This is a genomic window from Novipirellula herctigrandis, from assembly GCA_007859835.1.
Classification (GTDB): domain Bacteria; phylum Planctomycetota; class Planctomycetia; order Pirellulales; family Pirellulaceae; genus Novipirellula_A; species Novipirellula_A herctigrandis.
On the sequence record SJPJ01000002.1, the window covers coordinates 291965 to 318693 of the forward strand.

Consider the following 26729-nt stretch of genomic DNA (forward strand, 5'->3'; position numbering starts at 1 on the left):
TTTCTTAGGCTGCTGCTTTGGCTGACTCATGATTCCATCCAAGGGTATGACGACTTTGCGTCGGGTAGTCTTCGTTTTCACTCGATACGGGCAGAAACAATTTCATCATCGCTCCACGTCCTTCGCCTTCGCTATGCGGAATCAACGATCCTCCATGCTGCGAAACAATTCGATACGTGATACTCAGCCCCAAACCGGTCCCAGTTCCATCGCGGCGTCGAGTAAAAAAGGGCTCAAACAAATGCTTGATCACCTCTTCACTCATTCCACATCCATTGTCTTTCACTACGACAATTGCACCTGATTCGTTCCCATCGATTTCAATGTCAACCGCACCCTCCGTTTCGACACTTTCGAGCGCGTTGGTAATCAGGTTCAAGATAACTTGACGAATTTCTTGTGAATTGACGTGCGCGCAAACTTGCTGACTGCTATGGGTGCGAATCGTTTTGCATCGATACTTGCCGACCGTACGAACCATCGCAACAATTTCTTCGACCAATTCGGTCAAATCGGTTTGCGATCGTTGCACTTCGCCAAGCCGACTAAAGTCGAGCAGACGTTCGGTGATTCCTTTACAACGAAATGCTTCGTCTTGAATCCGCCGAAGGTTCATTCGCATCGCGTTGATCAATTCGTCGTCAAGTGAGACACTGTTTGGCGAATCAACTCGCATTCCGATCGCATCTTCGACGCGTGATTCGAGAGCCTCGGCACTCCAAGCGATGGTCGCCAGCGGATTATTGATTTCGTGAGCAACGCCGGCCGCAAGAAACCCGACGCTGGCCAATTGTTCGTTTTGAATGACTTCTCGCGTTCGCTCTTGAACTTGACGGTCGAGGTCCGAGCAAACAGTTTTGAGTTTCGTATACGCCTTCTTAAACCGCTGAGTCATCCCGTTCATCGCCATCGCCAACTCGTTTAGCTCGTCGGTCGTCCCCAAATCAATCCAATGATTCAATTGACCTCTGGCAACCAACCGTGACCCATCAAGCAGCGTTTGAAATGGTTTGACTACCAGCGAATGAAAGCACCAAAGCAACAACACAACCATGGCAACCGAAACGATCGTGCACACCCAAGCGATTGAGATCCAAGTGCGATATTGGCCACGCACATCATGGCTGAACGCCGCCATCCCGCCATGAATCAACGATAAATGTTCTTCTGTTAAATCGACAAGCGAATCGAGTCGATCCGACAGCTCGCTTTTCCGTGCGTAGTCCATCGAATGCGGCTGGCGATGAAACGCTTCGAGAGCCTGGACCATTTCTTGGATTTCGCCAAGACTGCGTCGTTGGCGTTCGGCGTCAATGAGAAGATCCGACTCTTCCTCGACACTCGAAACCGAAATAATGTCTTCGTAAAGTTGGATGCGTACTTCTAAATCCAACAGCGTTTGTAGATACCGCGATCGTTCGATCTCCGACAACGGATTGTCAAGCAAACCCGCGTCGATCATACCGCCGTTATGCAGCAAGTCGTTCATCCGGCTATTGCTATCGCGAAGCGTCTCAGACAAACGATTCAAATCGTTGGCGTAAGGAATCTCCGTCGCCCGCTGGCTAATCGAGTTGGCGAGACGCCGATAACGATATAGCCCCCAGAACCCGCTGAATGCTAGCAACAAAACAATGGTTGTTAGCAGAGATAGAGCTGCAATAAGTTTAGTACGAATAGAACGTCGACGCAGCACTGGCTCACCCTCCTTGGCTTGATCGAGTGGAACCTCTTATTCCACGTTTTCTTTAGCCTATCGCTTTGCTCGTTTGGGGACAAGACGAAACCCGACAACACCGACGAACCCAAACACGCCATGACGAAACTGGGGTTGGTTTCGACCGGCGTGGTTTGTTACACGCAGTCGTTGCACCAGAACTTTCGGAAATCCATCTACCGAGAACTCGAATGACATCTTGTCACGAATCCCCGCTTCCAAGGCGGCGCAAACTGTCGATTTGCCTCACCATCGTCGCGATTTCTGCGATCTTCCTACCGCTTGGCGGCTGCCAAGATGGCCCCCTCTACGCACTGAAGGCGGTCAATCCTTGGTTTGTGATGAAGGAATGGCGTGAGGATGAAGCATTTGGGATTACCGATCATGAACGTCGAAACCAACTTGCCTCGCTCGCTGAATCGATCGAACACCTTCCCGAAGAACGCCAAAAATATTGGTCTGCGCATCTCGCCCAAATCATGGCAAATGACCAAAGCGCGGAAATGCGACGACTTGCGGTTCTGGCAAGCGGAAAAATTGCCACAGCCGGTGACGCTATCGCATTGGTCGAAAAAGGGCTCGACGATGATAGCATGAAGGTACGGATGGAAGCCTGCCGGGCGCTCGGTCGAATCGACGACGAAGAATCCTCGCGGATGCTCGCCGCCATGGTGGGAACCGAATCCAACCAAGACGTTCGCAATGCCGCGATAGCCTCGCTCGCTCAACACAAAAACCCCATCTCGGTCAACTCGCTTCGTCTTGCATTGGCCGATCGAAACCCTGCGACTCGAGACTTGACGATGCAATCGCTTCGCGGAGTGACCGGGAAAGAGCTTGGGAACGACCCCGATGTATGGATCGCAGAGCTTGATAAAACTAGCGACGAAATGCTCAATGGCTCGTCAACGCTGATGCGATAATGGAATGAATAACAATGTATTCTGACAATCCCTTTTTCCACTCCCATCATCGACAGATGATGTTGCTACTGTTCGTTTCACTCACTATCTCGATTCCCTGTTTCGCGGACGATCCGATGCGAATTTGGGTCGACGATTCCGGTTTGCATTCGATTAAAGCAAGCTTAGAAACGATCGAAAATGAAGAAGCAGTGCTAGTTCGGCCCGATGGAACGCGAGCTCGCATTCCGATTGCGAAATTGAGTGTAAAGGATTCCGAATACGTCGAAGCGTGGCGAATCAATCCGCGAGACAACACGAATTTCCTGCGGTCTTCGCCGCCCGTTTTCCCCGAACTGAAACCGGGACCGATCGTGGAACTGCCACGAGCAACTCAATTGTTAACCGATGGTGAACCACTCTCGCCAATCATCGGTCTACTGGAACCGGCCGAAGCTACGCTGCCCGAAAGCATGCCTCCCGATCCAACTCCAAATCGAGTCAATATTGGGCTTGGTGCAAAATCACTTGGCCGAATCCATGCATATGACCGTTGCTCGGATCCAATCGTGATCGACTCCGAAGGTCATCAGTTCATGGCAGCCTCGATAAGTGCCGGCTTGAGTTCTTCGCTTGGCACCAAAGCGAATCGATTAATTCGATTTGAACCAAAAACAAATCAATTGGCCACCGTCTGGACATCCGACGCACCCGTTTCACTACTTGACCACCATGGACCAAGCGGTCGATCCTTGGTACTTGATGGTCATCAAGTTCAAGGAAGTGGTGGCCAGCTTGCCGTCGCCACCGGATGGAACGACGTGTCGTTGTCAATCCGCTTCCATCGTGCATTGCCCATGAACGAATCGAACGACCAAAGCCGGGTACTTTCAGGCGGGCATGTTCAGTGGGCTAGGTGGGTTGATGACGAGCACATCGTCGCTGCGATCGATTCACAGATTGGCGTGTGGAATTTGTTCTCGGGTGAGCTGAAACATTCCATTTGTCGATGTGCCTCAAAAGCGACGCCCGCGATATCCCCCGGGCGGCGTTACATCGCAGTCCCCGACACCGGTGGCGTATCAATCTACCGAACAACCGATGGCGAAAACTTGGGCCGATTGCCAATCGAACCAGGACGAATACCAAGCGTAAGCTATTCGCCACGCGGCGATTCGTTGGCGATAGTATCCCCCAATCGGTTGCGAGTATGGGAATTGTCTACCGCAACACTACGTGGCGAGGTCAAGTCACGACGGTCGTTGGGAAAAGGATCGCCCGTTTGGATCGATACCGACTTGGTGTTGTCATCCAATGGCGTGTTGATGAGCCTATTTCGCGGTGTGCCAATTTGGCGATACGAACTAGCCGGTGCAACGATTGCCTCGGTTGCTCTCGGCGTGGGCGGATCCAATGTCGGCATCATTCGTCGAGGCGATGAAGCAGAAATCGCTATTGCCAAGATCCCCCACCAAACCGCCAGCGATGCAATGCCGTGGGTCGACCGAAAGCTATCCATCCAAGGAAGCGACAATTGGAGCGTTGCTGGCCGAAGCGTCTGGAACAAGACCGGATGGAGCGATCGCGATATCCGCTACGCAGGACTGGAAAACCCGAGTCACTGAGAACAATTCTATTCGCCCGCTTCTTGCCGCGATTCTGCAGCTTGATAGATTTTAGCCAAACGAACCATTAAGGGTTCAATCTCATCGAGGTAGGCTGCTTCACTTAACTGCGATTTGCGAATCCGAATTTGATCAAGGTCTCGCTCGATGGCATCCCGTTGAGTTTGCTCTTCGATCGTTAATCGCAATCGATTCTTATTAGCGACGAGAGTGACACGGCTTGCATTTCGCCCGTCAAGCTCAACGTCGTCTTTTGCTTTCTGCACACTGCGCACGCCACGAAACATGGTTGCGGGTGTACCAAGTCCATCCCCATTGTCATCGACCAAAGCATGTTCCGTGACGATTCGATCCTCGGATTCATAGAATGCACGGACCTCTGCACTCGCTCTTAAGAAGGCCTCTTGCACCGAGACTTCTTGGTCATGATCAAGATCCGACTCGATGGAACCAATCGCCTTGGAAAAGTATTCACCGAAGCGTGCATAGTTTTGCTCAGTGCCACTCTTCGTCGCTGTCACGACGATTCGGTTCCTGCCTGACAGCGCGTTGATAAAAGGGCCGCTCGAAGAACTGCCGTTGATGATCACAAGCGGCCGTTCAAATCGATCGAGCCACTTTGACAAATCGCTGGCGGAAAGGTCAGGCCCACGCAGATTGAACTTTGCCACTCCCGATGCATAGGTTCCATGCCCAATCAAGACAATCCAAAGCGGCGCTATCGTGGTTGTCTCGGATGCTTCAATCGCCCTTTTCAGAAGTTCGCGATCGGGAACATCGTTTGCAGGTTCTTTGTTGGCTGGAGCATCACCAATTCGAGTCACCTTGGCTGTTGAACCCTCAGCGATCCTTGTCCATCGATCCGCGGATTCACCAAACCCGACCGAGTACGTTGGTTCGCCTGGTGCACCTTGAACAAGGAACACTTCGCTCACGCCCTGACACTTTGCTGGCACAGCCAAAACAATCACGAAACAAAGGGACAACACCAAGTTGATCAATCGATTCATGCTAGCCCTTTCCAACGCCGAATTCCCCATTCACCACACAAGCATGCGATCGCAGTGATCATCACCCATGTTCGATGCCAAAGCGGATAAACCCATGTTTCAGAGATCGGCATCCGCCGGTTCGGTAGATCCGAAGCGAATGCCGATAACTCGCTATCATCAATCACTTCACCACCAGTTTGGTCGGCAATCTTCGTCAGTAACTTTCGATTCAACGACAGATCGCTGAACTCCGACGTGACAACTTGTGACGAGAATCCCGTTTGAGCTGTTCCGACGTGGCTGCCATCGGGTGCTAACGTGGTCACATCGACTAAGCAACCACCGGTTTCTCGTGTCCAATACTCGGACGAGTAAACGCCTGCAGACCTATCGTCCGCGGTTGCTAAAAGGGTGAACGGTTCGCCTCCAGACGGGGTGATTTTCAATTCAACGATTGCATTATCTAGCGGTAAGTAAGCTTCGTCTCGAACAGTGACCACAATTTTTGCAGGAGCGTTTACATCGTCACTCGGCTCCACCGTTGCATCAACCCTCCGAGGCACTTCGCCGACGAGCCAATGTGCGATTTGCCGCCACATCTGAGCAGGGTCCTCACGATTATTGTCACCGGCATCCTTCTCACCACGCCGCATCGACCAACGCCACAAATCGCCAATCGGCATCGCCGCGGTGCGTCCTTTTCCGAATCGCTGTGTCACTAGCCCTGGCATCGTTTGTCCGTCACGTGTTTCCACCGACAGAATCGACGACGCGCCGGGTTTAACATCACCGACGGCGTTGAGCGTTGTGAAAAAAGGCATTTTCCGAAGTCGATTTTGCTCGGACGCCTCATTGTCGCGAAGCCGAATCCAGGGCTCGAGCATCCCCTCGCGTGAGATTTGTAATCGGTACTCGCCGGCGCGGCTCGGTTTGTCACGGCGGGCCGCATACACCGCGGACAATTCACCGAGTGGGCTGTCCGCGAACGCCTTACCGTCGAAGGACTCTTGACCGCCGAGCATCATGAATCCCCCACCTCGGGAACCGACGAAACGCCGTAAGAGCAGTAGTTGATCCTGACTAAAAAACGAGGGCTCGATGTCATCGAGAATCACCGCTTGGTAGCTGAACAATTCCTCGGCCGAGTCGGGGAAACCGTCGCTTAATTCTTCCGATTCTTTCACTCCGAGTCGAATCATTACCGGTTCGTCGTACTGTTCGGCAATTTCCTCTTCATCCTCGCCGAGTCCTTGGAACAACGGATTACTGCTGGTTACCCCTTGATCGCGAAAACTAAACTTCGGTTCTTTATTGGCAATCCGTATCAGGCCGACGAGTTGAATCTCGGCATCTTCAGCCAAAGACCGACGCAAAAATTTGAATTCCCAGTTCGGGCGGCCTGCGACATATAAAATCCGGTACGGACCGCTTTTTCGGTCGACCGTTATAATCCGTTGATTATTCACGAGGGTCGCTTCCGAGGAACCGGCCGATGGGTCTTTGTCCCCAGCCATTTCCATTGACTCGCGATCAACTTCACGAAAAACGATCGCTCGATAAAACGAGACTCCGCTTTTTTCAGGCCGAAACTGAAAGGTGACTTCTTGTGGACGCCCGTCCTCGCTTGCCGCGAGCGATTGCTCTTCGACGAGATTTCCGCTAATTGCATCGCGGAGTTGAACGAACAGTGGTTCGTCTGGGATTTCCGCTCGCGTAACTTGGACTCGCACGGTCATCGGTGCCGACTCAAAATCCGTTTGCCGAATGCTTGTACCGGTAATGGCTACATCCCGTAATGTTTCTTTTTGAGAATTCAAGACAGGATACACGGGAAATCCTAACGTGGACCAATCAAAATCGGCTGATGGTGCGTCCGTTAGGTTCCCGTCGGTGAATAGCAGAACTCCGCCAACCGGTCGCGATAGAAAGCGTTCTTTCACCGCACCAAGACTAGTCGCAAGCGAAGAGGTGTACCCGTCAGGCGTTAAATCCTTTTGTTCCAAATCGATAGGTTTGAGTGAATCGTCAAATGCATAGTCGCGGACATCGAAGTCTTGGGCCAATCGAATACGCCAACTGGATTTTGGATCAAGACGACGTGCAGCGCGCTCACTGCGTGATTCCGAAGCATCATCGGTTTTAAGCGTCATGCTGCGACTGGTATCAACCAAAATTGGCAGTATGTTCGCTTTCGGTTGAGGACGAGTCCCGCTTCGCATTGGCTCGAGCAAGCAGATTGCGATCAGTCCAATCGCAGCGAGCTTCAACACCGCCGCAATCAATCCGAAAACTCCAGACGCACGATTTCGCCAATAGTTCCAAATCGTCAATAAGGCAAGTAACGTTACGACGACCACGATGGGCCAAACCCAATCGGGTGACCCCCAATAGATTTCCTGTGCAATTAAGCCTGCGATGCCCGTTACCGCCATTGTCATCGCCCACTTCCAAGGTTTTCGTAATATCGGTGAACCGCGTCGGCATACTCTTTGGGAACGGGGTCACGATCGATGGGCACCAGAGAATTTTTCTCGGCCGAGCGACGCATCCATTCCTCTTGGACATCGCGGCGAAGCTCCCTAAGAGGCTTGGCGATCATTTCTTCCACCAAATCCCATTGCGGTGCTTCCGATTTTCGCTGTAGGTCGACGCGGATATCACGGGCTCGGTCACGAATGCGATTCGCTCGAGAACGAAGCTCAGGACTTTCAAGCATTTCCTCGACATCACGCAATCGATCACTCCAATCACGGAACCCATTGCCCGTGATCGGCGATCCACTAGGACTATCAGCCGCGAGTTGCGTGATGGAATTCCCAGCCTGCTGATTGCCCGGTTGCTGATTGCCCGGTTGCTGATTGCCCGGTTGTTGGGGGTCGGACTGCGATGGTTGTCCATTCTGTCCTTCGTTCGGTTGCCCGTCCTGTTGCCCACTCGGCTGTCCGTTCGGTTGTCCCCCCTGTGCCTGGCTGGGATTTGCTCTCAGGCTTTGCGACTCACTTGGATCTCCTTGCTGATCACTTGGTGGCCCTTGCTGATCACTTGGATCTCCTTGCTGATCACTTGGATCTCCTTGCTGATCACTTGGTGGCCGTTGCTGATCGCTTGGTGGCTGCGCTGCTCGCATTTCGTTTTCGAGAGTTTCCGTCAATTGGTCCAATTCGGCTAGAGACCGTTTCAAGCCTTCGGTTTCGTCCCCAAGCACCGCCGATGCAGCTTCCTCGAGGCCATCACTGAGTCCTTCAATCCCTTCGCGAGCCATTTCCTCGGCTACAGCCGCTTGTTGGTCAAAGCCACGGCGCAGCAACTCGCTGGTTTGTCCCAAACGACGATCGATTTGCCGCTGCTGCGATTCGCGGAAGGAATCGTAAAGTTTCTCGGCTAAAAGGGGTTCGGCTTCTTCGGCCTGCTCTATCGTTTCTTGCATTTCCTGCTGCAGCTCTGACAATTCTTCGCGTTGCCTCGTGATCTTTTCCTCAATTTCTTGTTGAGGCTCACCATCGCGAAGTCCCGAAGATTGGTTCTGTTGATCACGCTGGATCAACTCAGCCAACTCCCGTTGCTGTTCTTCAAGTTGCTGTGCATCCGAGCTCATTTGACGCATTGCATCGTTGAATTGGCCCGATGCTTTTTGACGAAACTCGTCACGCATTTGCTCCAATTGACGTTCGGCTCGCTTGCCTGATGAAAGCGCTTTGGAAGCATCCTGTTCTTGGAGTGCTTCAGCCGCTTGGCGAACATTTTCGCGAGTCTCCTGTAGTTGTTCGCTGGCCTGTTGCATCGCCTCTTGATTCTCGGGCGATTGCATTCGCTCGGACATTTCATCGGTCTCTCGCAGCAACTCTTGCTGCTGCTCACGAAGACGTTTCAATTGCCGCTCCACCTCTGCCTTTTCTTCGGGTGTTTTAGCTGCTTCAAGCGAGGATTGTAGTTGTGCGATTTGCTTGTTGAGATCTTCTTGTCGACGGGCCAACTCTCGCAGGCGGCTCAAAATTTGGCGATTTTCACGTTCTTGTTGCTGCTGAGGATCATTCGTTTGAGCTTGTTGCTGGGTTTCGTAACGATTCTCGTCTTCGTCAAGTTCCAATTCGTCAAGCTGTTGCTGGCGGCGCCGCTGAGACGCACTACCTGAACTACTTTGATTCTGTTGCTCTGACCTTGAGACTTCGAATTCACGAGACCGCAATTTCAACAATCCCGCATACGCCTCTTGCTCGGCAGTGAGAGCCTCGTTCAGCGAATCTGTCCTATTTCCGCCAAGGCTGCGTTCCAAAAGCGTGATGGCCGATTGCATAGAAGCACGCGTTTGGTCAACGAACAAAATCGACTTTGAGTCGTCCACTTCTTGAGCAAGCTCCTCCAGTTTATTTAGGGCCTCGTTTTGAGCTTCCAGTACAAGCCCGACACCTTCAAATGATTCCTCTTTAAGCGTTTCGCCAACTTGATCTCTTATCACTCTCCAAGTCGCGTTGATGATTTCCTTTTGCAGGTCCGCCAATTCCTCGGCCTCCTGTCCGCTGGGGCTTTGCTGTTGTGATGGCGGTCCGCTCGGCGGTGCTTCGCCTTCGCGAAAGATCTGTTCGAACGGTCTGACGTCAGCGAAATACATATCGCTTTCGGTTCGACGTAACAGACCATCGGGGCCGATATCTTCGGCGAACAAGTGATAAGCAAACAATTGATCGGGCTCGGCACCGAGTTCCTCGAATTCGATCAAGTGTGACACTTTCTCACTGGCACCGCGCGAGACATTCTCAGCGAGCACCACTTCATGGTTTTTCCCAACGAACGAATATGCCAATCCAACTCGGCGGATCCCAAAATCGTCGTACACTTCGGCGGCAATCGGGAACTCTTCCAACGGGGAAACCGAAGTATCACTCGCAGCTGCAATTTTTAGCTTCGGAGGCACATTCGGTATCACTCGCGAAACCAATTCGGCGGGATATTGGTTTTGGCGTCCTTGTGCGTCGACCAACGAAAGGGTGAATCGTTGACTTACTCGCATCTCGATCGCCGCGGTCATGGCCGTATCGGCATCGGCGGACGAAACCAACGCAATTCGCGTCCCGCCCTCTTCGACCAATTCCGCCGATTGGACTGGCTTGTTTAAAAAGCAAATCCATTCCAATTGGGTCCCTTCGACGGCCGCCACCCGTACGGTGTCTTCGACTCGCTTGTCATCTAATTGTGTGTAATCGGGATAATCAAGTTCGGCGTCACTGCGCACAAGGGCGGGGAACTCAAACACCTCGACCGAATAAGTTTCGCTCTGCCAAGTCGGCGCGACAATTTGATAGGTAAAGGGTTCCTCTACCGACGAAACGAACCCACCAAGAATCGGGTCCTTCAAATTCTGTGTCATGGCTATTCGTCGCTCGGCCCCGTCGGACGCAGTCAAAACTAATTCGGCGTCCGGTGGAACCGAGCCACCAAGTTCTTCTGATAAAAAGCGTGCAGTAACCACCAAACTGTTGCCCCGCTCGACTTCGGTATCGCCCGGTTCGACTTTCACCGTCCACGATTGACTCTTTGGCATCGTGGCACCGGCACGACGTTGCGAGCCATCGGCGAAAAACAACATGGCCAGCACTGCAACCATCAGGATAACGGAACCAAAACCAAGAAAGCGGCTCAGACGCATTTGGCTCGATGGGACCGCTTCGGCCCAAGAATTTTCGCGTGAATGATCCGAGACTTCACGGACAACTTGCTTTTGCAGAAAACCGAGTGCCTGCTCTTCATCCATTAAACTGATAGCCGTTAGCAGTCGTTGCTGGAGCGACGGAAAGGTTGTTTCTATTTCACTGGCTACTTTACGAAGGTTTCTGAAACTACGGAGTGAAATCGCCGCAGCGACAAGGATCGCAAAGACCGCAAGACCCCCAAGAGAGATTGCCGTTGAAGTGCCAGGTAAATTGCCGCTGCGCACCGACGGTAATATCAACGCACCTAGCAGTGTCACCAAAATCGCAATCAACGCGATAAGCCATTGAAACCTTCGCTTACGAAAACGGCGACCGACGTCGGTGACACGAGTTAGAAGTGTATCGTTCATTGGCGAAGCTCTCGTTTTGGAAAGGCACCCCACATCGTTTCTGCGGCTAAGAATCCCAACGCCGCGAAAGCGAACCATCTCCACAATTTTTGGTTATTTTCCAATTCCACATCTCGCTTTTGGCGAGCATTCGCTTGACTCGCCTCGATCGTATCGGCTTTGCCAAGTGGAATTCCAAATCGTTCCAACGACGCGGGATCAAGTGGATCGACCCGACTTTCGGATTCGGCAAGGTTGACGGCAATCCGTTCGACCGTCGTTCCATCGGTGTACTGGTAAATGCCCGGCCGATCCATCGATTCTAGGTCTGACAATTCGGCAAAGGCAAATTCGGTACCGTCGGGTCCAATGATTCTTGCCGTCTTAGAAGGTTTCCAATCCACCGGATCACCGACGATGGATGATGCCAAAGGGGAAAGCAAATGACTGCGAGAATCAAAAAAACCGAACATCAACGGTAGAAACTTAGTCGACAGCGCCAACTGACTCGCATCAGGTTGCCATCCCGTTGTCAGAATCCAAATCCCCCCCGTTCCTATCGCTTCTTCGGCGATGGCAACGTCGCCATCATCGAAATTCGCTAGACGCCGGACCTTCTCAGGCAATGGGTCGAGCCGTCGATGTGACCAAAAACGAATCTTGGAAAAGTCGTTGAATTGTGGGTCCGCCATGCTTTCAAATAGCGAGCTATCGAACTCAATGTTTGACAACATGGCATAGTCATCCACATTCGCTTCGGACACGGCGATGGAGTCGTCTGCCAAAATCGCTTTCAACGCACCGTTCCAATCCGTTTCCGCATCGCCTAGCACGCACAGGACCCTTCCGCCGCTCGCTGCATATTGACGAAGCAGTTTGCTACCTGCGGAATCAATTGCTTTGGTGACAATGACCAAGGGTGTCGTTTCGGGGTTAAGAAGCGTGGCCTCAACCTTCTCACTCTGTTCGACCGACACGGTTCGTAGCGAATCGCTAAACGGAACTCGCATCAAGTAGTACAGCAAACTCTCACGAGGCGGGTACGACCGAGCGTCATTGCCAACGAACAAAACCTTCAATGTTTTCGGCTCGGGGGCAACAAGAAAACGTTGATTGTCAAAAGCATTCTCGTCGTTCTTTAAGACGAGCGATGTCACCTCGCTTGTTGGCTTGGACATCGAAACCACTCTCGATTCACCCGGTGGAACCTGAACGGGCAATTCCGACGCCGCTTGCAGATCACTACTTTGCCACGCCACGCGGAATTGCGATGTTGCAGCTTTTGGGGAGTTCGAAACACGTAGCCGCACACGATCATTTCCTGCGTCTGTCTCTTCCACCATCGTAGGCAGTATTTGTGCCCATGCATTCGAGTTTGTGTCGCCACGGGCGATTTGAATATCCACCGGTACATTTTTGGGCCATGGGAACGACTGCAAACTTTCGATTTCGCTTCCCGATTGCAGGTCTGTGATCAAGACAATCGACGAGTGCAACTGTCGCCCGTTTGTTTCTTGGGACTCGTCGACTTCACTTGCTAGCTCGGCACTTCGCTTGAGAGCGGAACCCAACTGCGTCGCTCGCCAAGATGGTGTAAGCTCCTTGATGATCGATGTTGCCGCTGCTTTGAGTTGTGGCAGCGCAAGCGTGTGAGATTGTTCAAAGCCAAAGAGTAACTCAGTACGCTGGTCAAAGGCAACGATCGAAAGCTCGGTTCCCGGTTCAAGCGATTCGATGGCTTGCAATGCTCTTTGGGTCGCGTCGGTCCACACGCCCGGCCGCTGCAGACTAGCACTTGTGTCGATCACCAGGACAGTTCGACGGTACATCGTATCGGCATCGGCAAGCGATGTGGATCGAAGGAAGGGGCGGGCAAATGCAGCCGCAAGCAGCAACAATGCGGTCGCTCGCAACAAAAGGAGCGGCCAATTATCGAGGCGACTTCGCCGCGTTAATGTCGGTGGCGTCGGCCTCAGAAACATTAGCGAACTGAACGAAACCGACGCTTTAGGTTGTTGACGGATCAAATGAAACAGAATCGGCAATCCAATCGCCAATCCGCCAAGCAAAAATAGTGGTGCAAGCAAACTCAAGTCGCACCTCTGCTGCTTGCCGATCGTGACAACATGCCTGCGCGGGCAGTTGGACGCGTCCGGCGTTGTTGGGACTGGACTAAATGGAATAGCGAATCGTCAAGCGGTTGGTTCGTGACGATCGGGTACAAATCAACAGCCAGAGAATCACACACCGTTTGTAATTGCTCTTGGTGCTGCTGAAACGCTTTTTGGTAATCGTCTCGCGCCGCATCGGGATCGAGGTAAATCTCACGCCCCGTTTCCATGTCGATGACCATGCTAGGTGAATCAAGTTGGAAGTTGACTTCGGTGGGATCTAGAATCCGCAGAATACCAACCTCGTGGCCTCGAGAGCGGAGGTAAGCCAAGTTGGTGCGAAGCGAATCGACGGGTGTCAACAAATCCGAAATCAGGATCACCAGTCCGCGCCGACCGACCAGAGATGCAATTTGTTTCAGCGGAGCATCAATATCGGTGCCTTTGCCGGAAAGGGGACGCGATAGAACACCAAGCATTTGATGTAAATGCCCGGGCCGACGTCGTGCAGGAATAAAGTCGGCCACTGCTTCATCGAACGTCATCACACCGACGCTGTCTCGCTGCAACGTCAGAAAGTAGGCGAAGGTTGCCGCCAACGTCCGGGCGTAATTAATCTTCGTATATTCAAGCGAACCGTAGCCCATCGACTGGCTTTGATCGACGACCAAGTAACATCGGCGACTCGTTTCGTCCTCGAATTTTTTAATGAAGTAGCGATCACTACGAGCGAAACGTTTCCAATCGAGTCCTCGCAGGTCATCGCCAACGGAATAGGGCCGATACTCAGAGAACTCGACGGACGAACCATGTAGAGGACTGCGATGCAGCCCATTAAAAAAACCCTCCACAACCGTTTTGGCTCGCAATTGCAGATGCTTGATACGCATCACCGCCGACGGATCGATCGATTCGCGGCGCGGATGAGAGAGCGGTGGTGTCGGATTCGCTTTGGGCATACCCATTTGTCTATTCTGCCGGAACCGTCGAGTCTATTTTGCCGGAACTGTCGAGAGGAGTTGATCGATGACATCTTCGATCGTGACCCCTTCGGCTTCCGCTTTGTAACTAAGTAGCACACGGTGGCGGAGTGCGGGGTGAGCGAGGGCCCGAATGTCTTCGAAACGGACGTGAGCATTCCCCGCCAAAAGAGCTCGTGCTTTGGCACCAAGAACAAGTGTTTGCGCGGCTCGAAGCCCTGCACCCCAACTAACGTAGTGATTGATAAAATCGGGAGTACCATCGCGGTCCGGACGCGTCGAGGAAGCAAGCCGCACTGCGTATGCGCCGACTTCTTCCGCAATCGGAACTCTCCGAACCGCTTCATGGAAACGCAGCACGTCTTCACCTGTAAACAGCGGCTGAATCGGCTCCGCTCGCGTTGCAGTCGTTTGCATAACCACAGCAAGTTCTTGCTCGGCTGGCAAGTAATCGATCAAGACATTGAACATAAACCGGTCAAGCTGAGCCTCCGGCAGCGGGTAGGTCCCCTCCATTTCAATCGGGTTTTGCGTTGCCAACACAAAGAACGGTTCATCCAGTTCATATCGATGCCCCGCGGCAGTGACCTGATGTTCCTGCATGGCTTCGAGCAGTGCCGCTTGCGTCTTCGGTGGGGTCCGGTTGATTTCATCGGCGAGGATTACGTTGGCAAAAATCGGTCCTTTGACAAACGTCATCCGCCGGCGACCATCGGCGTTGTCCTCGAGAATTTCCGTGCCGGTAATGTCCGCTGGCATCAAATCGGGTGTGAATTGGATGCGTTGGAAATGAAGGTGAAAAATCTTCGCAACACTTCGAACCAGCAACGTTTTGGCCAATCCCGGTGCCCCGGTGATCAAACAGTGGCCCCCTGCCATCAAACAAATCAACAATTGTTCGATAACGTCATGCTGACCAACGATGGTCTTGGACAACTCAGCCGCAATTTTTTCTCGCCCGGAACGGATCTGCCCAATGGTCTGTTCCTCTTGCTCAAGTGACAACGATTCGCTGCTCATCAAGGTTCCTTTATTGGTGCGGCATACTCGGTGCCGTTTAGTATAAAGGTTCAGGCAAGTATCGTGTGATTAAAAGAAGTAACCTTCGGAGTGCCGACCCTGATCACAGGTTTCCGCTGCATGCACCACGGTCCTGTGGTGGCAACGAGGGACGGCAAAAGGTTTCCTTGACCGCTCGCTCTGTAGAGGGAAGTCTTAGAGAGGGAAGTCGTCTTCGGCTGCACTATCAGCGTACAATGGCATGTGCCGATAATAGACTTCCAAAATCATCGTCGCAAACGCGGTGCTTGCCAAACGACCACCCTCTCTAGGCCCTCGATTTGCACGGCTATTGGGAAAATGCCAACTTCCTTTTTCGCCCGGCTTCTGCGATTGAACGGCGACCAACCAGTCGCGAAGCTCGACGTTGAATTTATCCCATTCCAAACCACCGTAATGACGCAAGACTTGGGCGGCATAGTAGTCGTAGTAGATATCTTCTTTGTCGACACCCTTGTTTGCCACATCTTTGACGCCCGCAATGATGCCTGGATGCGTTTTATCCCAACCAGTGTACATCCGACACAATAGCCCAATCGCCGTGTTGCTCGGCCTGAATCCGGCGGTCGGTTTGTCGTAGCCATAACGCGAACCGTTGTTGGATTGCACTTTGTCCAAAAACGCCATCGATCCTTGAATGGTCGTAGGTGGAATCACAAGGTGCCCCATGTGCCCACTCTTCAATGCCATGATTTGCCAACCCGTGACCGACGTGTCCCCACCTTCCGGATGTTTCGGTCGATATCGCCATCCTCCGTCGCGGCATTGGGCATAGATAATGTAATTCAGTGACGCTTGAGCTGGAGCCGCAAGTGCAGGGTCGCCTGTCATTGCGTAAGCTTCGCAAAGTGTGATCGATGCCAAGCCGTGCGAGTACATGTTGCCGGAACCTTCGGACAAATCGAGAACTGGCATGCCTTGTTGCTTGCCTGGCTTTCCATTGTTGGCGAGGAACAGGAGTCCGGCACGGATTCGGTCTCGGTATTCACCACTCATGTGAGTTTGCCCGGCACCCAAGAATGGCAACAGGGCGAATGAGGTTGCCGCGTTGTTTGCGTCCCAACGATTAGGCTCGCCGGGGTCGCCGCATCGATTTCGGCAAACCGTATTATGGTGGAACGTCCACGCACCATTGGGCATTTGATGCAGACTCAACCACTTCAATGCTTGCCCTACAGCCGATTCGCTTTGCTCACTGCCGCCGTAATCACGAAGCAGTTTCCTTTTCATTTCGGCACCACGACTGCTCATGGGAGCACCATGGGTCGCGGCGAGTGTTTGAAGTGTAGCGGAGACCGGAGCCATATCCGCAGCCATGTCCATGCTAACGGCCACTTGCGCGATTTCGATCGACTCGATCGCCGTTGGCTCGACCATCTCCATCTCTTGTTCGGTCTCGACCATTTCGTCGACCACATCGTCAGCTTCTTCTACATCGCCCGGATCGATTTGTTCAATCGAGAACTCCTCCATGTCGAGGCCTTCTTCGCCTGCTCCCGCAGCGGTCAAAACATTGACAACCCTGACCGGTTCCGAAACGCTAATGAGTCCTAAGATCAGGATGACAATGACATGAAAAAAGGTGCTGATCATCCAAGCAGGCATCGCGCGAAAAAACAAAAATCGCTGTTCTGGCGTGTAGTCGTCGGTTTCGTGCTCTTCGAGCATGGCGGCTTCGTTTGCGATGTCCTCATCATCAATCACATCGCTGTCAATCACATCGCTGTCAATCACATCGCTGTCAATCACATCGCTGTCAATCGCACTTTCATCAACAGAGTCGTCCAGAATGAAGGATTCCTCGACGTCCGGATCAATCTCATTACTCATGGATTACGCAAACCCTGATTAGAAACACTACGAAACAGAACTCTGCCGATCCCAGTATAGCCACTAAGGGTACTGAATCGACCACAGCAATCGAAATTAATGCCGTTCTGCAGCCTATGATTGGGTGAGTGAACGCCAAGCTTGCTCCGCCGCAATGCGAATCTCCTGGGCCGTCGTTTGGTGACTTTCTGCCAAGGCGGCGGCGTCATCGTCTTCGATCGAAAACCGCGGCTCTCCCTTCGGAAGAATCACCAATTTCCCTCGTACGGGCCCGTAAGCGGTTTCCACGGTTTCTACTTTTCGCTGCAATTTATGCCGATCGACGCTGTATCGACGAATCCCAATCGATGTCGAGTGCGCAAAGATGATCTGCTCCAACACCGCAACGCTCGAATTTGGAGATACAGCGGTCAGCACGACGCCGCTTCGTCCTTTCTTCATCACACAGGGGGTTTGAAAGACGTCAAGTGCGCCAGCGGAAAGCAAACGACGAGCACAATCGGCCAACTGCTCCGGCGAGCAATCGTCGATGTTCGTTTCCAACACCACGACCCGATCGGATTCCACCGCCCCAATCGACTCCGCATCACCGCCTTCGGCTTCCCCCAACAAAACACGAAGCACATTTGCTTGTTCACTCAAATCTTTGCTGCCAGCACCGTATCCGACCGCCGCCAGTGTCATCGCAGGCATATTTCCAAAGTGGGTCGCAGTCGCCTTCAAGATTGCCGCACCGGTGGGGGTGGTCAATTCGGCTTGGATATCGCTGGCAGCAATCGGGATGCCTTTAAGAAGTTCCGCAGTCGCAGGTGCAGGAACCGAAACGAGGCCGTGCGCGATCGTGATTTTCCCACTTCCGGTGGGGACGGGCGAAGTCGCGACCGCTTTAATGCCTAGAGCCTCCATGGCGATAGCGGTGCCAACGATGTCCGCAATCGAATCAATGGCCCCCACTTCGTGGAAATGGACTTTTTCGATGGTCGATCCGTGGACCTTCGCTTCGGCTTCGGCCAATCGACGAAAAATTCGATGAGCCAACTGTTTCGCCTCCTCGCTGATTTGATCGGCCCGATCGATCATCTCGGTAATATGGTGCAGATGGCGATGAGCATGCTCCGGGGGGTGTTCGATATGGACTTTGACAGCCCGAAACCCGTTTTTCTTGACCATTTCCGAGCGAATGGCGATTTCGGGCAATCCCATCGAACGAACGCCCGTTTCGATCGCTGCAGCGTCGATTTGCCCGGTTTGGGCTCCCAAATCAATCAATGCACCGAGAGTCATATCGCCACTGATTCCACTGTGGCAATCAAAAAAGGCTGTCGTTACCGATCCATTCATTGTCGCTTCCTACTTTTCTCGGTTGTTGAGCGGAGGGGGGGTGAGGTGGATTTCATGTCAGTTTTGGCGGGAATATCTGTTTTGACAATGTCGGTTGTGGCAGGCGTTTTGGCGTTGAAGGATTCCTCCAAACCGCTATACTCCGCCCTTTCCAACGTGTTCTTACGTTAACAAAAGCGACTCGCCGCGGCCATTGTTAGCCGCTGGCGTGACAGAGTATACGAAATAAGCGACGAGATCGATCCGATGAAAGTTGTCAGTAGCATTGGTGCCTTGAAGTACCGCCATCCCGATTGCCAAGTGGTCAAACGCCGCGGCCGTATTTACGTGATTTGCAAGAGCAATCCGAAGTTTAAGGTCCGCCAAGGCGGTGCGAAGGTAAAAAAAGCCCGTCGCTAAAGTCGTTGATCACTCCGCAAAATGACGACCATTCATACCGAAGCGCCCGCGGATCTGCCTAGCACCGATCCACTTGATATGCTGGTCGTCGCCCCTCATCCGGATGACGCCGAATTAGGGATGGGTGGTACGATTGCTAAAATGCAATCGATGGGCTGGCGCGTCGGTATCCTGGATTTAACCAGCGGTGAACCGACACCTCATGGGTCCGAATCACTGCGTCGCAAAGAAACGCTTCTCGCAACCGAAACGCTCGGTATCTCTTGGCGAGGAAACGCAGGTTTGCCCAATCGCAAACTTGAGCACACCCTCGATGCTCGCGAGTTGGTCGCCAGCTACTTTCGCGTGCTTCGTCCCCGATGGATCTTTGCCCCGTATTGGCAAGACGCCCATCCGGACCACATTGCGGCAACCGAGATGATCGAAGCGGCCCGGTTTTGGGCTAAGTTGAGTAAGACAAATATGCCGGGAGAACGATTCCATCCCGAACGCGTTTTCTATTATTACTGCATCCATTTGCGGATGGCCGTCACACCGGATTGGATCGTCGACATCAGCGAACAATGGGAAACCAAACGAGCGTCGATCGAAGCGTACCAAAGTCAATTTGTCCATGGTCGCGAACCACAACCGCCGACCTTCATTGACCGCTTGCGAGACGAAGCGGCCAATTGGGGGCGGCTGATCAATCGCCAATATGGCGAGCCATTTGCAACCAAAGAACCCTTGGGCCTTCGTTCGCTCGAAGGAATTCTCTGAGTCCTGTCGCTCGGGATATCGAAAAATCGGAGTGGCCCGCCCCACCCATTACCGCAGCACATTCGAGATCGATTATAGTAGGGACTTGGAGAATTTCCTTTCTTCCGAATCCGTTTGCTCCACTCACAGTAACTACCATGCCTGTCAAAATGCAGCTGGCCCGGATCATCATTTCCGAGCTTACTGAAAACCAAGTGATCTACCTTCAAGAAGTAGATGGGCAACGCGAGTTCCCTATTCTGATTGGCATCTTCGAAGCAACCAACATCGATCGTCGTGTCAAAGAAGAGTACGTGCCCCCACGACCACTAACCCACGACTTGATCGTCCGCGTTGCCGACTCACTTGAAGCGAAGATCGAAAGCGTGGTGATCAGCGATTTGAGCGAACACACCTACTACGCTCAATTGAATTTGCGAAAGGCAGACGGAGAATTGATCACGATCGATTCACGACCAAGTGACGCAATCGCGGTCGCCGTGACCTTTTCACCGCCTCTACCGATCTTCGTCGCCGAACATGTTCTCGACGAAGCGACATCAGCTCCCTTCTAAAGAACCTGTTGAAACGGATTCACATGCAGCGACTTCTTACACCCGAGCAGGCTCGGTCTTTTGTGTTATCGCATCGATTCGAAGGCCGGACCGTAGGTCTAGTGCCGACGATGGGCGCACTTCACAAAGGCCACTTGTCACTCGTTCGCCAATCGCAACAACAATGTGATGTAACCGTCGCAACCATCTTTGTGAATCCGACACAGTTTGGCCCGAGCGAGGACCTCGACAAATACCCGCGATTGCTCGAGCACGATTGTGAACTGTTAGAGCGTGAAGGCACCGCAGCGGTTTTCTTGCCGTCCAATGAAGCGATGTACGCCAATGGGTATAGCACCTTCGTCGATCCCCCCAAGGTCGCCCAGCGACTAGAAGGCGAATGCCGACCGGGCCATTTTCGCGGCGTCGCGACGGTGGTGCTCAAGCTGTCTCAAATCCTACCTGCCACACATGCCTTCTTTGGCCGCAAGGACTACCAACAACTCAAAGTAATCCAAGCGATGCTGAGGGATTTGAGTGTCGGCATCATCGCGGTTCCTTGCGAAACCGTTCGTGAGCAAGACGGATTAGCGATGAGCAGCCGTAATCGTTACCTCAGCGACGAACAACGTTCACAATCGCTAAGACTATCAAAGGCTCTCAGTAAAGCGAAGCAATTAGCGGATTCGGGCGAACAGAGTATCGACGTGATTGAAGAGGCGATGCAAGAAGAACTACGAAGAGATGGGGGAGTGGACCGCATCGACTACGCAACCGTCGTGAACGCAGAAACGCTCGATCCCCTGTCAAAACTTGACCAACCCGCCGTCGCATTGATCGCAGCATTCGTCGGTAAAACACGCTTGATTGACAATCAAACGATCCTTTAAAACTCAACTTCAATTGGATGGAACGGGACGTGGCGGATCGCGGCTCCACCACTGAAAAATTGCATGCGGTTTAGCTCGTAGCCTTTCACAACTCGGTGCGTGTGACCAAACACCACCCGGCGAACGCCGTTTGCATAGTTCAAGTCATGTAGGTCCAAGAACCGAGACAATTTCTTGACCGCCATTTTATTGCGGTGCGCCATCGCCGCAGCCACCTTATGGGCTCGCGATGCAACGATCGCATCATAGGGCGCGAACCGCCATAGCGCCGCCCGTTTCTTATCGGCCCACTTTTGTCGATACAGTTCGAACCGAGCGATTTGTCCACGACCTTCGATTTGATCACCGTGCAACATGACCGTATCGCCAATTCGCAACACATCGCCTGCGAACAGAAAATTCGACTCCGAGGCGGCATACTCTTTTAATTCCGCCAAAAACTTCGGCGCCGCGTCGTGATTACCACACAAAAAGGCAAACCTCTGGCTAGGAAACCTCGTTTGCCATGACTTCAAGTAATCCATCGAATAGGCAACCGCATCGGACTCATGATGTAGACGACTCCAACGAAAGTCGAATAAATCGCCTCCCCAAACAACCAAATCAGCGCGTTCGATAAAGGATTCGATTAGGTACTCATGCTCCTCGGCCGTGCTACGCGTGCTCATCAAGTGCAAATCGGAAACGAACAACACTCGGCCAAGCGGCGAGTTAGTCGGCCATTGGTAAATCACGATGGGTCTCCTTGTTTCAATCCTGATATCAATTTTTTCTAAAATTGATGTTATTGACACGATTCCAGCGACCAACGGAAGCGGGCGAACGTGATTCGAGCGGTAGCTCACCTCGCTTGCGGTCCTACCGTACTACGCTTTCAGATGGCGATAACGTTCGATCAACTGATTCGTGGAGCCATCATGGCTTAGCGATGCGTCCTTCGACTGCAACTCAGGAATGATCTTCTGGGCGAGTACCTTTCCAAGCTCAACCCCCCATTGATCGAAGGAATCAATTTGCCAAATCACACCTTGAACGAACGTGCTGTGCTCGTACAAAGCAATTAGCTTACCGAGAACCGCAGGTGTCAAACGGTCAATCAAAATCGTATTGGATGGCCGATTTCCTTCAAAGACACGGTGAGGCACCAAGGACGGGTCGGTCCCTTCGCCCTCCACTTCTTTTGTTGTCTTGCCCATTGCCAGAGCTTCCCCTTGCGCAATCACGTTAGCGAGCAAGTAGTCTTGGTGGTCACCGATAGGGTTGAGCGAGTTTGCGAAAGCGATAAAGTCACAAGGAATCAAGTGCGTTCCTTGATGAATTAACTGGTAGAACGAATGCTGACCGTTCGTGCCCGGTTCACCCCAGAAGATCGGGCTGGTGTCATAGTCGACTCGGTCGCCCGAAAGGGTGGTCGACTTGCCGTTGCTTTCCATCGTCAATTGCTGAAGGTAAGCGGGAAACCGTTTTAGGTACTGATCGTAAGGCAACACGGCTACCGTTTTCGCATCGAAAAAGTTGGTGTACCAAACCGTTAGCAGCCCCATCAGGACAGGCAAGTTTTTGTCAAACGGCGCGGTGCGAAAGTGAGTGTCCATTTCATGAAAGCCAGCGAGCAGTTCACGAAAATTCTTAGGCCCAATCGCTAACATCGTCGACAACCCAATTGCCGAGTCCATCGAATAACGTCCGCCGACCCAATCCCAAAAGACAAACATGTTGTCCGTGTCGATTCCAAACTCTTTCACCTTAGCAGCGTTGGTCGACACGGCAACAAAATGCTTGGCTACCGCCGAGGCATCGCCACCGAGCCCGTCGAGCAACCACTGTCGTGCCGTGCGTGCATTTGTCATTGTTTCCAACGTGGTGAACGTCTTCGACGAAACGACAAACAACGTTTCAGTCGGATCGAGATCCGCGGTTGCTTCGAAGAAGTCGGTGCCATCCACGTTCGAAACGTAACGGAATACCAAGTCTCGGTTGCTGTAGTGCTTCAGCGCCTCATACGCCATCACAGGACCGAGGTCCGATCCGCCGATACCGATGTTGACAACATTGCGAATCGTTTTGCCCGTTTGGCCTTTCCATTTACCACTCGTAATGCGATCACAGAAATCCGCCATCTTGTCCAACACGGCGTGAACCTCGGGAACCACGTTTTCACCTTCAAACTCGACCTTTGCATCCCGGGGGGCTCGCAAGGCCGTATGCAGAACGGCACGGTCTTCGGTGATGTTGATTTTTTCGCCGCCAAACATCGCGTCGATGCGGGGCTGAAGCTCCGCGGATTCCGCCAATGCGATCAGTCGCTTGATCGTTTCCCCATCAATTCGATTTTTTGAATAATCGAGAAACAAGCCGATCGCATCAACAGTGAACGTTTCTGCACGACCAGCGTCTTCGGCAAACCAATCACGAAGTTGTTTGTCTTTGATTTGTTCGTAATGTTCGGCAAGGGATTTCCAGGCGTCCGAAGTCGTCAGTTGGGTCGGTAATTTAGCGGTCATCTTCGTCCATTTCTCTAGGATTCTTGTGTTTTCGGGTTGCCTGAGGATGGGGGCGACCGATCCACGGCGGGTGTATTGTCTACGGCAAAACGAAATTTGGGAACCGGCTGGAATCGTACGCACTTAAGCAATGGCAGATGCGAACCGACGACGGTTGCCCCCAGGGACGCAGGGCAAGCGATTGGGTTACAATGGTGAACGCCACAGCCCCAGTGGTATCAATGTCATCCCACCTTCGCTTTTTTGCATAAGGATCCTTCGCTTTGGTCCAACCTCCTCCGATTGAAACTTCCGGCGATGCTGCGGCAACGACCCGCCTCGTCCACGCCTGCAACCAAGTTCGCGAACAAGTTGCCCGAATCGTCGTCGGCCAAGACGAGGTGATCGAGCAACTGCTGATCGCTATTTTGGCTCGCGGGCACTGCCTTCTTGAAGGCGTTCCGGGGCTCGCTAAGACACTGATGATCCGAACCCTCGCCGAGTCGATGCATCTATCCTTCCGACGAATCCAGTTCACGCCGGATTTAATGCCGGGCGATATTACCGGAACCGAGATTATCCAAGAAGATCCATCGACTGGCCGCCGAGAATTTATCTTCGAGCAAGGCCCGATTTTCACACAAATGTTATTGGCGGATGAAATCAACCGGACGCCACCCAAAACCCAAGCTGCATTGCTCGAAGCGATGCAGGAGCATGAAGTCACCACAGCAGGAACGACCTATCGTTTGTCCGAACCTTTCTTTGTCCTGGCGACACAGAACCCGATCGAACAAGAGGGTACCTACCCCCTTCCCGAAGCCCAACGAGACCGATTCCTATTCCATGTGATTGTCAACTATCCAAATCGCGACGAAGAGTCCGAGATTGTGGACCGAACCACGTCAACGTTCCAATCAACCGTGCAATCGGTCGTTTCGGGGGATGACATTATCACATTCCAAAAGACCGTTCGCGAAGTTCCGCTGCCACCCCATGTGAAGGATTGGGTACTCGACGCCGTCCGCACCCTTCGCCCACAAGACGAACAGAGCGCCGCATGGGCAAAAGACTTGATCCAATGGGGACCGGGACCACGAGCGAGCCAGCAATTAGTATTGGCGGCGAAGGCGCGGGCTTTGTTGCACGGTCGACCGGTTGTGGCGATCGAAGATGTGAAGTCGCTAGCGCTGCCAGTCCTCAGACATCGAGTAGTGCCAACCTTTGCAGCGGAAGCCGACGGTATCACGGTCGACGAGTTGATCTCGAGAATGATTCGTGAAACATCCAAAGGGCCAGCAAAAGTACTGTAACGACCATTCCAACGGCTACTGCCGTCGGCTCATTTCCCGAGCGAGTACCAACCGGACGAATCGCGAGGCTTTGATACAGGGACCGATGTCGACACCGGTTGGCGATAGGAACGCTGTTGAATGAGTGCCGCTTCGCGAACGGGGACCCGTGGCGCTACGGCTTCACTCGGAGCACTGGCTTGGTAGTCGCGGTTGTGGGCGTTGCTAGCTGGTAGCGGAGGCGCCGACAGTGGCGAGCGATCGTAATCGTTACTCGGAGTGAACTCGAGCGATTTCCGTTCGAATGGTGACGTGTAACCAGGCGGTGCCTCGATTGGCCGAACATCCGAATAGGGTTGTGACGGACTACCCTGTGAATTCGTCGCTGAAATCATTTGATCCGCCGCTGATGTCGATGAGCCAAACACGTTGGAGTCGGACGGATTCTGAAGCTGCCACGATGGCCTAGGACTCAGGCTTGGCGGTGTCAGGCTTGGGCGAGTCTGGCTTGATGGTGTCTGGCTTGATGGTGTCTGGCTTGATGGTGTCTGGCTAGGTGCAGCTTGGCTTGATGTCGAGTTGCTGTCCAAATAGCGACTCATGTCGCTGGGACCCGAATTGGGCGACGCCGTGCCGTAAGGACTCGGTGCATATTGGCTAGATTGAGTTGCCCCAAGCTGCGGTTGACTCAGCGGCGCCAAATCGCCATTTGCTGGACCTGTCAACGGAGCGGTGTTGGGTGCTTCATACGAGGAACCGGTCCCGTACCCTGTCGCAGGAATCGGAACAACGGAACGCTCGGTAGGTGATTGAATGCCACTGGCTCGATTGACACCGCCGTATGCATATGGCTGCGACGTGGCTGGGCTCACGCCATAAACCGAAGGCAGCGGTGTCGTTGGCGGTGTGGCGCCCAAACTAGCATAGGGAGTGCGTTGCAATTGGGTCTCGTATGACGAACAACCTTGCTGCGTCGTGACGGTTGTGCCGCTGACAGGATCAACGGTGGTGACGGGGCGGTAATACGTTACTGGAGCGCGATAATACGATGTTTGGTAGTTCGTTCCGAACATCGGTGCACAAAACCGTGACAAACCACATCCCGTTCCCGTTGCCGGGGCCGCTGCTGGGTAGAGCGGTGCCATTTGCGTTGCTGGCATCGCAGTCACAGGCGCTCCGGTGACAACAGGTGCACTACCATAGCTGGCCGAGTAAGGAGTGTTGTATGACACAGGCGGGTAGGCGTTGCTGCCACCATAAAACGAGGTGGTTGGCGCGGCACCCCGATAGGCTTGTGCGAGTGGAACGGTATTGGGCGGAACGGCATTGGTCGGATAATTCGCCGAGTAGGGCGTCGCTAGCGGTGCCGCCGCCCCCGTCAACGGCAAACTATAGGAAGTTTGCCTCGTCGTCCGTGGAACCACCGGCAAACCGGTGTAAACCGATGGGTTGTCGTAGTAAGTCGGACGCTGCGCTTGGTAAACGCCGCTCACTTGATATTGGGATGTGTAGGGTTGCGCCGAGACAAGCGGTAGTGCCGAGCGATATCCAGCCGAATACGATCCAGCCGAATACGGAATTGTCGCCACCGGCGTGTAACTAGCCGCGTAAGGCTGTGCATAGGCGGGACCATATCCAACCACGTACGCCGGAGTCCGCCCGAACAACCAATCCTTTAAACAGCAAGCCGAAACATCGACGGCCACTAATTGAATAGCAGCAAAGGTGAAGACAGCAATGAGGTGGCGTCGTGTCGACATCCATCTATCCCGTGCGAGT

The 26729-nt window shown here is 53.0% G+C and carries 19 protein-coding genes; 7 read left to right on the forward strand and 12 right to left on the reverse strand.

Annotated features, from left to right (window positions below; translation table 11 throughout):
* Nucleotides 1-4 precede the first annotated feature (4 nt).
* On the reverse strand, nt 5-1696 hold the full coding sequence (locus CA13_RS31910) for a sensor histidine kinase (protein ID WP_419195232.1): 1692 nt from the start codon (nt 1694-1696) through the stop codon (nt 5-7).
* Nucleotides 1697-1908: 212 nt separating this feature from the next.
* On the opposite strand from CA13_RS31910, the gene CA13_RS31915 reads away from it, so the two are divergent.
* Both CA13_RS31915 and CA13_RS31920 read left to right on the forward strand, forming a co-directional pair.
* Complete coding sequence (locus CA13_RS31915; protein ID WP_146404167.1) at nt 1909-2640, forward strand: HEAT repeat domain-containing protein; 732 nt, start codon at nt 1909-1911, stop codon at nt 2638-2640.
* A gap of 14 nt (nt 2641-2654) precedes the next feature.
* Entirely contained in the window at nt 2655-4244 is a 1590-nt protein-coding gene (locus CA13_RS31920) for an SHD1 domain-containing protein (protein WP_146404168.1), read from the forward strand.
* A gap of 8 nt (nt 4245-4252) precedes the next feature.
* Here CA13_RS31920 and CA13_RS31925 read toward each other — a convergent pair whose 3' ends face one another.
* The 8 genes from CA13_RS31925 to larC form a co-directional block, all read right to left on the reverse strand.
* Nucleotides 4253-5254: a hypothetical protein gene (locus CA13_RS31925; protein ID WP_146404169.1), complete on the reverse strand. Its 1002-nt coding sequence runs from the start codon at nt 5252-5254 to the stop codon at nt 4253-4255.
* Complete coding sequence (locus CA13_RS31930; RefSeq protein WP_419195233.1) at nt 5251-7674, reverse strand: hypothetical protein; 2424 nt, start codon at nt 7672-7674, stop codon at nt 5251-5253. The genes CA13_RS31925 and CA13_RS31930 overlap by 4 nt, the downstream gene beginning before the upstream one ends.
* Nucleotides 7671-11294 carry a proline-rich domain-containing protein gene (locus CA13_RS31935; protein ID WP_146404170.1) on the reverse strand — a complete coding sequence of 1208 codons (3624 nt, stop codon included), beginning with the start codon at nt 11292-11294 and terminating at the stop codon, nt 7671-7673. The genes CA13_RS31930 and CA13_RS31935 overlap by 4 nt, the downstream gene beginning before the upstream one ends.
* Nucleotides 11291-13366, reverse strand: coding sequence for a BatA domain-containing protein (locus CA13_RS31940; protein WP_146404171.1), 2076 nt, complete (start codon nt 13364-13366; stop codon nt 11291-11293). Before CA13_RS31940 ends, CA13_RS31935 begins: the two co-directional genes overlap by 4 nt.
* Nucleotides 13363-14349 carry a DUF58 domain-containing protein gene (locus CA13_RS31945; protein ID WP_419195234.1) on the reverse strand — a complete coding sequence of 329 codons (987 nt, stop codon included), beginning with the start codon at nt 14347-14349 and terminating at the stop codon, nt 13363-13365. Before CA13_RS31945 ends, CA13_RS31940 begins: the two co-directional genes overlap by 4 nt.
* A 27-nt stretch (nt 14350-14376) precedes the next feature.
* Complete coding sequence (locus tag CA13_RS31950) at nt 14377-15384, reverse strand: AAA family ATPase (protein ID WP_146404172.1); 1008 nt, start codon at nt 15382-15384, stop codon at nt 14377-14379.
* A gap of 195 nt (nt 15385-15579) precedes the next feature.
* Nucleotides 15580-17253, reverse strand: a complete 1674-nt coding sequence (locus tag CA13_RS31955; protein ID WP_419195235.1) for a prenyltransferase/squalene oxidase repeat-containing protein — start codon at nt 17251-17253, stop codon at nt 15580-15582.
* Nucleotides 17254-17367: 114 nt separating this feature from the next.
* The gene (gene larC / locus CA13_RS31960) at nt 17368-18594 is read right to left on the reverse strand and encodes a nickel pincer cofactor biosynthesis protein LarC (protein WP_146404173.1); all 1227 of its coding nucleotides are present in this window, start codon (nt 18592-18594) and stop codon (nt 17368-17370) included.
* A 246-nt stretch (nt 18595-18840) separates the two neighbouring features.
* Between larC and ykgO the strand changes: the two genes are divergently transcribed.
* From ykgO to panC, 4 genes are all read left to right on the forward strand, one after another.
* Nucleotides 18841-18993: a type B 50S ribosomal protein L36 gene (ykgO, locus tag CA13_RS31965; protein ID WP_040763550.1), complete on the forward strand. Its 153-nt coding sequence runs from the start codon at nt 18841-18843 to the stop codon at nt 18991-18993.
* A gap of 21 nt (nt 18994-19014) precedes the next feature.
* Complete coding sequence (bshB1, locus tag CA13_RS31970) at nt 19015-19752, forward strand: bacillithiol biosynthesis deacetylase BshB1 (RefSeq protein ID WP_146404174.1); 738 nt, start codon at nt 19015-19017, stop codon at nt 19750-19752.
* A 137-nt stretch (nt 19753-19889) separates the two neighbouring features.
* The gene (locus tag CA13_RS31975; protein WP_146404175.1) at nt 19890-20306 is read left to right on the forward strand and encodes a bifunctional nuclease family protein; all 417 of its coding nucleotides are present in this window, start codon (nt 19890-19892) and stop codon (nt 20304-20306) included.
* A 23-nt stretch (nt 20307-20329) separates the two neighbouring features.
* Nucleotides 20330-21175 carry a pantoate--beta-alanine ligase gene (gene panC, locus CA13_RS31980; RefSeq protein WP_146404176.1) on the forward strand — a complete coding sequence of 282 codons (846 nt, stop codon included), beginning with the start codon at nt 20330-20332 and terminating at the stop codon, nt 21173-21175.
* Here panC and CA13_RS31985 read toward each other — a convergent pair.
* Both CA13_RS31985 and pgi read right to left on the reverse strand, forming a co-directional pair.
* A complete protein-coding gene (locus CA13_RS31985) occupies nt 21172-21909 on the reverse strand; it encodes a metallophosphoesterase (RefSeq protein WP_146404177.1) in 738 nt (245 codons plus the stop codon). The two genes, panC and CA13_RS31985, sit on opposite strands and share 4 nt — an antisense overlap.
* A gap of 132 nt (nt 21910-22041) precedes the next feature.
* Nucleotides 22042-23679: a glucose-6-phosphate isomerase gene (pgi, locus tag CA13_RS31990; protein WP_146404178.1), complete on the reverse strand. Its 1638-nt coding sequence runs from the start codon at nt 23677-23679 to the stop codon at nt 22042-22044.
* 263 nt (nt 23680-23942) lie between these two features.
* On the opposite strand from pgi, the gene CA13_RS31995 reads away from it, so the two are divergent.
* On the forward strand, nt 23943-24971 hold the full coding sequence (locus CA13_RS31995) for an AAA family ATPase (RefSeq protein ID WP_146404179.1): 1029 nt from the start codon (nt 23943-23945) through the stop codon (nt 24969-24971).
* 29 nt (nt 24972-25000) lie between these two features.
* On the opposite strand, the gene CA13_RS32000 is transcribed toward CA13_RS31995, so the two are convergent.
* Nucleotides 25001-26710, reverse strand: coding sequence for a hypothetical protein (locus CA13_RS32000; protein WP_146404180.1), 1710 nt, complete (start codon nt 26708-26710; stop codon nt 25001-25003).
* Between the last annotated feature and the right edge of the window lie 19 nt (nt 26711-26729).